This window comes from Streptomyces sp. S3(2020), assembly GCF_013044505.1.
Classification (GTDB): Bacteria; Actinomycetota; Actinomycetes; order Streptomycetales; family Streptomycetaceae; genus Streptomyces.
The window spans coordinates 1-10,328 of the sequence record NZ_JABERD010000285.1; the positions used below are offsets into that span (position 1 = coordinate 1).

At 70.9% G+C, this 10,328-nt stretch carries 10 protein-coding genes and 1 pseudogene; 4 read left to right on the plus strand and 7 right to left on the minus strand.

Annotation, left to right across the window (positions count from 1 at the left end):
* Positions 1-1,387: pseudogene (locus HLK59_RS44695) on the plus strand (hypothetical protein); the annotation flags it as partial.
* A gap of 95 nt (positions 1,388-1,482) precedes the next feature.
* Here the strand turns inward: HLK59_RS44695 and HLK59_RS44700 are convergent.
* Positions 1,483-3,162, minus strand: a complete 1,680-nt coding sequence (locus tag HLK59_RS44700) for a long-chain fatty acid--CoA ligase (protein ID WP_171147408.1) — start codon at positions 3,160-3,162, stop codon at positions 1,483-1,485.
* Positions 3,163-3,253: 91 nt separating this feature from the next.
* The gene (locus HLK59_RS44705; protein ID WP_171147409.1) at positions 3,254-3,760 is read right to left on the minus strand and encodes an Lrp/AsnC family transcriptional regulator; all 507 of its coding nucleotides are present in this window, start codon (positions 3,758-3,760) and stop codon (positions 3,254-3,256) included.
* 93 nt (positions 3,761-3,853) lie between these two features.
* On the opposite strand from HLK59_RS44705, the gene HLK59_RS44710 reads away from it, so the two are divergent.
* Both HLK59_RS44710 and HLK59_RS44715 read left to right on the plus strand, forming a co-directional pair.
* Complete coding sequence (locus HLK59_RS44710) at positions 3,854-4,666, plus strand: TIGR03619 family F420-dependent LLM class oxidoreductase (protein WP_171147410.1); 813 nt, start codon at positions 3,854-3,856, stop codon at positions 4,664-4,666.
* Positions 4,663-5,094, plus strand: a complete 432-nt coding sequence (locus HLK59_RS44715; protein ID WP_171147411.1) for a nucleoside deaminase — start codon at positions 4,663-4,665, stop codon at positions 5,092-5,094. Before HLK59_RS44710 ends, HLK59_RS44715 begins: the two co-directional genes overlap by 4 nt.
* Positions 5,095-5,307: 213 nt before the next feature.
* On the opposite strand, the gene HLK59_RS44720 is transcribed toward HLK59_RS44715, so the two are convergent.
* From HLK59_RS44720 to HLK59_RS44740, 5 genes are all read right to left on the minus strand, one after another.
* Positions 5,308-5,868: a SigE family RNA polymerase sigma factor gene (locus tag HLK59_RS44720; protein WP_171147412.1), complete on the minus strand. Its 561-nt coding sequence runs from the start codon at positions 5,866-5,868 to the stop codon at positions 5,308-5,310.
* 185 nt (positions 5,869-6,053) lie between these two features.
* A complete protein-coding gene (locus HLK59_RS44725; protein ID WP_171147413.1) occupies positions 6,054-7,220 on the minus strand; it encodes a lipid-transfer protein in 1,167 nt (388 codons plus the stop codon).
* A complete protein-coding gene (locus tag HLK59_RS44730; RefSeq protein WP_171147414.1) occupies positions 7,217-7,648 on the minus strand; it encodes a MaoC/PaaZ C-terminal domain-containing protein in 432 nt (143 codons plus the stop codon). Before HLK59_RS44730 ends, HLK59_RS44725 begins: the two co-directional genes overlap by 4 nt.
* Complete coding sequence (locus HLK59_RS44735) at positions 7,635-8,609, minus strand: OB-fold domain-containing protein (RefSeq protein WP_171147416.1); 975 nt, start codon at positions 8,607-8,609, stop codon at positions 7,635-7,637. Before HLK59_RS44735 ends, HLK59_RS44730 begins: the two co-directional genes overlap by 14 nt.
* 490 nt (positions 8,610-9,099) lie before the next feature.
* The gene (locus HLK59_RS44740) at positions 9,100-9,414 is read right to left on the minus strand and encodes a hypothetical protein (protein WP_109497067.1); all 315 of its coding nucleotides are present in this window, start codon (positions 9,412-9,414) and stop codon (positions 9,100-9,102) included.
* 348 nt (positions 9,415-9,762) lie between these two features.
* Between HLK59_RS44740 and HLK59_RS44745 the strand changes: the two genes are divergently transcribed.
* Positions 9,763-10,328 (plus strand): bifunctional DNA primase/polymerase (locus HLK59_RS44745; RefSeq protein ID WP_171147415.1); only part of this gene is annotated, 566 nt, incomplete at its 3' end.

Consider the following 10,328-nt stretch of genomic DNA (forward strand, 5'->3'; position numbering starts at 1 on the left):
GAACACCACCGGTCAGAACGCGCTGCCCGCCCAGGCCCCCTCCGGACAGACCCTCGCCGGTCAGCCGCTCCCCGCCGAGGCCGCTCCTGGTCAGGTGCCCCAGGGCACCCCGGCTCCCCAGCTGTGGTCCGCCGGAGACGACACCGCCGTACCGGCGAACGCCCCGCAGCCCGTGCCGTCCCTCGGCACCCCGGCCCCCGGCACCGCGCTGCCCTCCGAGGCGGCCGCGCAGGCGCGCCCGGCGCAGCCGCTGCCCGCGGAGGCCGCGGCGCCCGTCGACCCGAACTCGACGCAGGGGCGGGCGATCAGCGTGCGGACGCTGGGGCAGGGCGTGCCGTTCACCCGGCAGGCGGCCCAGGTCCAGCAGCCGACGGCGACGCCCGCGCCGCATCAGCCCGGGGGTTCCGGCCGTCGCCGCAAGCTGGGCACGCCGCCCGACCCGGCCGCCGGGCGCCCGCATCCGACGGCCGAGCAGACCCCCGCACAGCCTCAGCCCTCGCTGGCCGGACAGTCCCGGCTCGCGCAGATGACCGAGGGCACCGGACGGTCGTACGCCATAGGAGCACCGGACGAGAACGCCGCCGAGGGTCCCGAGCCGCTGGACGGTCCCGGTGGGGCCGTCGAGATCGCGGACACCCCGCGGCCGCAGCCGATGGACGACGAACTGCCCCCGGAGCCGCTGGACAACCCGCGTCGGCTGCTGGTGTGGCCCGCGCCGGACGTCACCACGCAGCAGGCGCTCAGCGACCGCGGCTACCGGCCCGTCATCGTGCACTCGCGCGAGGAGGTCGACGCGCAGATCGCCGCGTTCCCTGCCGCACTGTTCGTGGACCCGCTGACCGGGCCGATCACCCGGACCGCGTTGCAGTCGCTGCGGCAGGCCGCGGTGGCCGCCTCGGTGCCGGTGATGGTGACCGCGGGGCTCGGGCAGGCGACGCGCGAGGCGGCGTACGGTGCCGACCCCGCCGTACTCCTGAAGGCCCTGGCTCCGCGCGACAGCGAGCAGCATCCGCCGCGGGTGCTGCTGATCGAGGAGCACGCGGAGATCGCGCTGGCGCTGACGGCGACGCTGGAGCGGCGCGGGATGCAGGTGGCGCGGGCCGCGAGCGACGCGGACGCGGTGGCGCTGGCGGGGCAGTTCCGGCCGAACCTGGTCGTGATGGACCTGCACCAGGTGCACCGCCGCCAGGCCGGCATCGTCGACTGGCTGCGCGCCAACGGGCAGCTCAACCGCACCCCGCTCGTCGTCTACACCGCCGCCGTCGACCAGGCGGACCTGCCGCGCCTCGCCTCCGGCGAGACGGTGCTGTTCCTGGCGGAGCGGTCCACCAGCGGCGAGGTGCAGGACCGGATCGTGGACCTGCTGGCACGGATCGGGACGAACTGAGTTCCTTCTGAGCTCGTTCTGGGTTTCCTTCTGTACGACGATGAGGGCCCCCGGCGTCTGCCGGGGGCCCTCATCGTCGTTCTCGTACGGCGGTGTCAGCCGAGCTTGGTGACGTCCAGCGCGCCCTCGGCGTACTGCTTCCTGATCACCTTCTTGTCGAACTTGCCGACGCTCGTCTTCGGCACCGACTCGATGATCGTCCAGCGCTCCGGGAGCTGCCACTTGGCGATGTGGCCCTCCTCGGCGAGGAAGGCGCGCAGGGAGTCGAAGTCGGCGGTGGAGCCCTCGCGCAGGACGACCGTGGCCAGCGGGCGCTCGCCCCACTTGTCGTCGGGGACGGCGACGACGGCCGCTTCGGTGACGTCCGGGTGGGACATCAGGGCGTTCTCCAGCTCCACCGAGGAGATCCACTCGCCGCCGGACTTGATGACGTCCTTGGCGCGGTCGGTGAGGGTGAGGAAGCCGTCGGCGGAGATCGTGCCGACGTCGCCGGTCTTCAGCCAGCCGTCCTCGCTGAACTTGTCGTCGGGGCGCAGCGGTTCGGCGTCCGGGCCGTTGTAGTAGGCGCCGGCGATCCACGGGCCGCGGACCTCCAGCTCGCCCGCGGACTCGCCGTCCCAGGGCAGGCGCTCGCCGCCGGGGCCGGTGAGGCGGGCCTCGACGCTGGTCGGGAAACGGCCCTGCGTGAGGCGGTACGCGAACTCCTCCTCGGTGCCCACCACATGGGCCGGCGGGCGGGCGATGGTGCCGAGCGGGGAGGTCTCCGTCATGCCCCAGGCGTGGCAGACCCGCATGCCCAGCTTGTCGAAGGCCTCCATGAGGGAGGGCGGACAGGCGGAGCCGCCGATGGTGACCTGGCCGAGGGAGGAGACGTTCCGCGGCTTGGCGGTCAGTTCGGCGAGCAGGCCCTGCCAGATGGTGGGGACGGCGGCCGCGTGGGTCGGCTTCTCCGTCTCGATCATCTCGGCGAGCGGCGCGGGCTGCAGGAAGCGGTCCGGCATCAGCATGTTCACGCCGGTCATGAAGGTGGCGTGCGGCAGGCCCCAGGCGTTGACATGGAACTGCGGGACGACCACCAGGGAGGTGTCCTGGTCGGTGAGCCCCATCGACTGGGCCATGTTGACCTGCATGGAGTGCAGGTAGATCGAACGGTGGCTGTACACCACGCCCTTGGGGTCGCCCGTCGTGCCGGACGTGTAGCACATCGCGGCGGCCTGGCGCTCGTCCAGCTCGGGCCAGTCGTACGCCGTCGGCTTCCCGGCGATCAGGTCCTCGTACTCGTGCACCTGGACATCGGCGGCCGCGAGCCCGGAACGGTCGCCCGGACCCGACACCACCACGTGCTCGACCGTCTTGAGGTGCGGCAGCAGCGGGACGAGCAGCGGCAACAGCGAACCGTTGGCGATCACGACGCGGTCGGCCGCGTGGTTGACGATCCACGCCAGCTGCTCGGCCGGGAGCCGGAGGTTCAGCGTGTGCAGGACCGCGCCCATGGACGGGATCGCGAAGTAGGCCTCGACATGCTCGGAGTTGTTCCACATCAGGGTCGCGACCCGCTCGTCGTCCGCGACGCCGAGGTCCTCGCGCAGCGCGTGCGCCAGCTGGGCGGCACGGGCGCCGATGTCGGCGAAGGAACGCCGGTGCGGTGCGCCCTCACCGGTCCAGGTGGTCACCTGTGATGTGCCGTGGATCGTGGACCCGTGAGTCAGGATCCTCGAGATCAGCAGCGGTACGTCCTGCATCGTGCTCAGCACGGCGTCCTCCCGGGGCGACATTGCCTACGCGGTGGTAAGGGTTGGGCAAATTCTGCTCACATACCAAGTGGTATGTCACTAGGCAGCGGTGATCGATCACGTCACGTTGCGTTCACAGTGCCGGGCGGCTATCGGAGCGGCCCAGCACCGCCGTCATCAGGGCCTGCCTGCCGCACGGCCGGTCGGGACCGCGCAAGGGCAGGGTCTGGCTGTAGACCACGCTCGTGGTCGTGCTGCCCAGACCCGCCAGCTCGTCCATGAGGATCTCCAGGTGCTCCATGGAGGTCGCGGCCACCTTCAGGGTGTAGCAGTCGTCGCCCGTGGTGCGCAGGCATTCGAGGATCTCCCGCCGCTCGGCGAGCAGTTGACGCAACGGCTGGTGACGGTTGCCCGGGTACTTCAGCCGGACGAGGGCCAGCACCGGATAGCCGACCTTCGCCAGGTCCACCACGGCCCGGTAACCGGTGATGACGCCCTGCGCCTCCAGCTGCCGCACCCGTTCCGTGGTGGCCGACGGGCTGAGGTTCACCCGCCGCCCCAGCTCACTCAGGGAGAGGCGCGCCTCCTGCTGCAACTGACGAATGATCGCCCAGTCGACCTCATCGAGATTCACGGCCATGTCGTGAATCTACCGGCAGATTCACGGGAGCACACCCGAATGACCAGGAGAAGCCTGTTCCGTTCCCCATGATCACCGCTATAGCCTCGAACCATGCAACTGGGCGTCAACGTACCGAACTTCGGCCCCGGCACCGACCCGGGCGTCCTGCGCGAATGGGCCCACGTCGTGGAAGGGCTCGGCTTCGACCTCCTCATGGTCTCCGACCACGTGACGGTCACCCCGGACGTGGCCGAGCGCTACCCGGAACCGTTCTACGAACCCTTCACCACCCTCTCCTGGCTCGCCGGCATCACCACCACCCTGCGCCTGGGCACCACCGTCCTCGTCCTCCCCTACCGGCATCCGCTCCTGGTGGCCCGCATGGCCACCAACCTCCAACAGCTCAGCGGCGGCCGCTTCGTCCTCGGCGTGGGCGTCGGCTGGGCCCGTCAGGAGTACGAGGCGCTCGGGGTGCCCTTCAGCGCGCGCGGCAGACTGACCGACGAGCACCTCACCGCCCTCCGCCACGCCTGGCGCTCGGCCGGCCCCGCCCCCGCCGTCCCCGTCTGGGTCGGCGGCAACAGCGACGCGGCGATCCGACGCGCCATCGCCTTCGGCGACGCCTGGCACCCTCTGCGGGGCACGGTCTCCTGGCTGCGCTCCACCGTGACCGAGCACTCCCTGCCGGGCTTCGCCCCGCGCATCGCCCTGCGTCTGACGACCACACCGGTCGACGACCCCGAACGCCCCGCAGGTGTCGGCACCCTCGACCAGATCCTCGACGACCTCGAACAGCTCCGCCTCCTCGGCGCCTCCACCGTCCTGCTCGACCCCTACCACGGGGACCCGGAGGAGACCCGCCGCCCGCACACGGCCTGGCAGGACCTCACCGCCGTGGCCACCCACTGGAGGAACCGCCCATGACCAACCCCGCCGACGAGCACCTCCTGCGCCGCGCGATCGCCCTCGCGGCCCACGCCGTCACCCTCGGCGACGCCCCCTACGGCTCCCTGCTGGCCGGCCCCGACGGCGAGATCCTCGCCGAGGCCCACAACACGGTCCTCAGCGACAACGACATCAGCGCCCACCCCGAACTGAAGCTCGCCCGCTGGGCCGCCCGCGAACTCGCCCCCGACACCGCCGCCCGCACCACCCTCTACACCAGCTGCCAGCCCTGCGGCATGTGCACCGGCGGCATCGTCCGCTCCGGACTCGGCCGCGTCGTCTACGCCCTCTCCACCGAGCAGCTCACCGAACTCAACCCCTCAGGCACCTGGCCCACGGTCGAACAGCACGGCCCCGCACTCTTCGACGAGGCACGCGTCCCGATCGAGACGTACTACCGCCGGTGACCCGCCGACGATGACCATGACCTCCGCCAAGGGTGGAGGCCCACCCAGCGCGACCAAAGCCGCCTCGGGACGGCCGAGGCCGACTCGGGAGGGGTGAGCTCCGGACCGACTCGGAAGGGCTGAGCTCCGGACCGACTCAGGACGGGTGAGCTCTGCCGGTGAGGGGCGATGCCGGCTTGAAATGCCACCGGCGACAGGGTCGGCCGGCTGTCTCTAGCGGACCAGTCCCAGCTCCGGGTCCTCCCGGAGCTTGCCCAGGGCTCGTGACACCGCCGACTTCACCGTGCCCACCGACACCCCGAGCACCTCGGCGGTCTGGACCTCGCTCAGATCCTCGTAATACCTGAGGACGACCATCGCCCGCTGCCTGGCCGGCAGCTTCATGATCGCTCGCCACATCGCGTCGTGCAACGCCTGCTGCTCGGCCGGGTCGTCCCCGCCCAGTTCGGGCTCCGGGATCTCGTCGGTCGCGAACTCGTCCACCTTGCGCTTGCGCCACTGAGAGGTGCGCGTGTTCAGCAGCGCCCGACGCACATAACCGTCCAGCGCCCGGTGGTCCTCGATCCGCTCCCAGGCGACATATGTCTTGGTGAGCGCGGTCTGCAACAGGTCCTCCGCATCGCACGGGTTCGCGGTCAGCGACCGTGCGGTGCGCAGCAGCACCGGCTGGCGGGCCTTCACGTACGACGAGAAGGAGGGGTACGTCGCGTACGGGCGGGTCTGCCTCGCCGGTACCGCGAGGTCCAAAGCGCTGGTGCAGACGGATGTGGTCATGGCTCCACGCTAGGAGCGAGGGGGCCTCCCGCTCATCGGCCGCAGGTCCCGAAGACGAGTCCGCCTCAGGTTGTAGGGGTGGGGGTGGCTCCACCTCCTGAGGGTGGACGAGGGGGTGGGGACTACTGCGGGACGACCCCTGAGGGGTACACCCGTCCTCGCAGACGGGCCCGCTTTCCAAGGCCTCAGCCCTCCCCGGAGAGCACCAGCCCCGAGGTGGGCACGCCCGTCCCCGCCGTCACCAGGACCCGGCCCGCGCCGGATATCCGGTTCACCGCCGTCCCCCGTATCTGACGCACTCCCTCCGCGATCCCGTTCATCCCGTGCAGATACGCCTCCCCCAGCTGTCCTCCGTGTGTGTTCAGCGGCAACCGCTCCCCGGCCACGAAGTCCGCCGCCTCCCCCTTCCCGCAGAACCCGAACTCCTCCAGCTGCATCAGCACGAACGGCGTGAAGTGGTCGTACAGGATCCCCACATCGATGTCGCCCGGCGTGAGCCCCGAGGTGCGCCACAACTGGCGGGCCACGACCCCCATCTCCGGCAGACCCGTCAGGTCGTCGCGGTAGAAGCTGGTCATCTGCTCCTGGGCCCGGCCCGCTCCCTGGGCCGCCGCGGCCACGATCGCCGGTGGGTTCGGCAGATCGCGTGCCCGCTCCAGGGAGGTGACGACGAGGGCCTGGGCGCCGTCCGTCTCCTGGCAGCAGTCGAGGAGGCGGAGCGGCTCGACGATCCAGCGCGAGGCGGCGTGGTCGGCGAGGGTGATCGGACGGCCGTGGAAGTACGCCGCCGGGTTGGTCGCCGCGTGTCTGCGGGCGGTGACGGCCACCTGCCCGAAGGCCTCCGGGGTCAGACCGTAGGTGTGCAGATAGCGCTGGGCGGTCATCGCCACCCAGGACGCCGGGGTGAGCAGCCCGAACGGCAGGGACCAGCCGAGCGCGACCCCCTCCGCCGAGGGTTCCCGGTGCTGCACCCCGGAGCCGAAGCGGCGCCCCGACCGTTCGTTGAAGGCGCGGTAGCAGACCACCACCTCGGCCACGCCCGTCGCCACCGCCAGCGCCGCCTGCTGGACCGTCGCACAGGCCGCTCCGCCGCCGTAGTGGACGCGGGAGAAGAAGGACAGCTCGCCCATCCCGCAGGCCTGGGCCACGGTGATCTCCGGGCTGGTGTCCATCGTGAACGTCACCATCCCGTCCACGTCGGCCGGCGCCAGCCCCGCGTCGTCCAGCGCGGCCCGCACCGCCTCCACGGCGAGCTTCAGCTCGCTTCGGCCCGAGTCCTTGGAGAACTCGGTGGCACCGATGCCGACGATCGCCGACCGGCCGCCGAGGGTGTCCCGGGTACGGACACTCATCGGACACCTCCTGTAGCCGTCCCCGACGGTGACTGCGGCAGCGCATCCGGCGGGACGGTGACTGTCACCGTGCCCGTGACGTGTCTGCCGATGCCGTTCTCCCCGACCACCCGGACGGTCGCGGTGTCGCCTTCGACTCGCTCGACCACTCCCGTCAACACCATGGTGTCTCCGGGGTAGTTGGGGGCGCCCAGACGGATGGCGACGCGGCGGAGCTCGGCCGTGGGACCGAAGTGGTCCGTGATGTAGCGGCCGACCAGGCCGTTGGTCGTCAGGATGTTCATGAAGATGTCGGGGGAGCCCTTCTGCCGGGCCGACTCGGCGTCGTGGTGGACGTCCTGGTAGTCGCGGGAGGCGACGGCGCCGGCGACAACCAGCGTGCGGGTGACCGGGATCTCCAGCGAGGGGAGCTGCTCACCTACGTACATGGGACCCCTCCTCGTGCGCGCCCTTCCCGTGCGAATCCTTCCCGCACGAGGCCTTCCGGTACGAACCTTCCTCGGCCCGGAAGACCGGGAGCACCAACTCCTCGTCGTACTCCGTGAATTCGAGCCGCACGGGCATGCCGATCCGCACCTTGTCGTACGGCACCCCGGTCACATTGCTGATCATCCGCACGCCCTCCGTGAGCTCTATCAGGCCGACCGCGTAGGGAGGGGCGAAGGCCGGGAAGGGTGGGTGGTGCATCACGACATACGAATGGACCGTGCCGGTGCCGCTTGCCTCGATGGTGTCCCACTCCGGGTGGCCGCAGGTGTTGCAGCCGGGCAGCCAGGGGTGGCGCAGGGTGCCGCAGGCGGTGCAGCGCTGGATGAGGAGGCGGTGCTCGCGGACGCCTTCCCAGAAGCCGGCGTTGTCGCGGTTGATGACGGGGCGGGGGCGGCGGGGTGCCTTGTCCGGCTGCCGCTGTCGCGTGGGGGCGTACTTGAGGATGCGGAAGCGGTGGGTGCCGGCGAGGTCGGGGCCGACGCGGATGTCCATACGGGTCGTGACGAAGTGACCCGTGCCGAGCTTCGTCGTCTTGCGGGACGACACCGATTCGATCACCGCGTCGAAGGTGATCTCGTCGCCGGGGCGCAGGGGACGGATGTACTCCTGCTCGCAGTCGGTGGCGACGACCGAGGTGCAGCCCGCCTCGTCGAGGAGGGTGAGCAGTTCGTCGTAGGCCGACGAACGGCCCGTGTGTCCGGAGAGGCCGCCCATCGTCCACGCCTGGAGCATGGTGGGCGGGGCGATGGCGTCCGGGCCGGAGTACGCCGGGTTGGTGTCGCCCATGGCCTCGCACCAGTGCCGGATCATGGGCGCGTTGACGGGGTCCTTGCCGGTGCCGGAGACGGCGGCGGGCCGGCCCTCGTACGCCTTCAGTCGCTGCTCCAGTTCGTCGGCCATGGCCTCCCCCTCGTCCTCGTGGTCCCGTTCGTCCCGCCCGTTTCGTATCGACACTTCTGGTACACCGCTGCCGCCGTCGGGGTTCCCACGAACCCGGCGAAGATTTCTGACTGTCCGTCAGATGTGGTGTGGTGTCAAGGTGGATGGGCACCGGCCCGACCGGAGTCGACGGGGCCGGCCGGGGGCTGGAGGTCTGGCCGGGGTCGGGAAGCCTGGCCGGAGTCGGGAGGCTCGGCCGGAGCCGGGAGACCCGGCAGGGAGTCCGCAGGCCCGCCCCCGAGGTCCGCGGCCGTCCACACAAACGCCTGGCGTCGCCAGTCGCCAGTACGCCAGTCCTCAGCCATCCGCTGCCCACCACCACCCGCCACCCACCACCCGCACAAACGCCTGCGCGGCGATGCCGAAGCACCGCCGCGCAGACGTGTCACACCCCATGAAGCACACCCGGTCGGAGACCCGGGGGCCGCTGCCGGAGCGGCGGCCTCTCAGCTCACCACCACAGCGGGGTGAAGTTGATGGACGTGTTGTCGTTCCCCTGATTGATGGCCGTGAACGCGGAGCCGTTGACCTGCGCGGTGTTGCTCTGGTTCGAGGCACCGGAGCCCACCGCGTTCTGCTGCGTGGTGGACGAGTTGCCGTTGTTGGTGCCACCGACACCGCTGCCGACGATGCTCGCGACACCCGCGTTCGATCCGTCGTCCGCGAAGCCACCGTTGTCCGCCGTCGCGACGCCGGTGAAGAGCGCGGCGGCGAGCGGAAGGGCGGAGACGGCGGCGATGACGCGGGCGGTACGGATGCTTGCCATGTTCTTCCTCCAGAACCCGGCTTCATAGCCGGAAGTACGTCAAGTAAGGCTGTTTTCCGGGGCAGTTGGCCGACCACCTCGGAGTCGATCACGACGTCGCGAGACCAGAGTTGCCCACCGAATCCCCGGCGAACCACCCCTGAAGCGACCATTCCCCCTGAAGCGTGAGGACAAGTCGATAAACCCTTTTCACGACCTTGAGCATCAGGTCAGGGTGATGCGGGCAGGCCACCCCCAAGCGCCGCAAGAGGTGAAGCGTTCCGGCGCTTTTCCGGTCAACTCGCCCCGCCCGGCGAGTCGCCCTGGAATACACTTCCCTTTCTCGAACAGGTGTACGAAAATAGAGCCATGGCCACCACAGACCGGCAGGCCACGACGCTGGCCCTAGCCCACGCCCTGTCAGCCGCCGAACGCGGCCTGGCCGTCCTTCCCCTGTCCCGAACGAAGCTCCCGGCCCTGCGCTCCCCCCACCGCGACGACCCCGAGGCCCCGCCCTGCCACGGCGAATGCGGCCGCTTCGGCCACGGGGTCTACGACGCCGCCACCGACCCGAACCGCATCCGCGAACTGTTCGCCGCGGCCCCCTGGGCGACGGGCTACGGCATCGCCTGCGGCCTCCCGCCCCACCATCTGATCGGCATCGACCTCGACACGAAATCGGACACGGACTCCTCGGCGGCCCTGCGCGAACTGGCCCTGCGCCACCTGTTCACGATCCCCGCCACGGTCGTCGTACTGACCCCCAGCGGCGGTCGCCACCTCTGGCTGAGCGGCCCGCCCGACGTCGTCGTCCCCAACTCGGCCGGCCGCCTGGCCCCCGGCATCGACATCCGGGGCGCCGGCGGCTACCTCGTCGGCCCCGGCTCCCGCACCGACCACGGCGTGTACGCGACGGCGCCCGGTACGGCCCATAT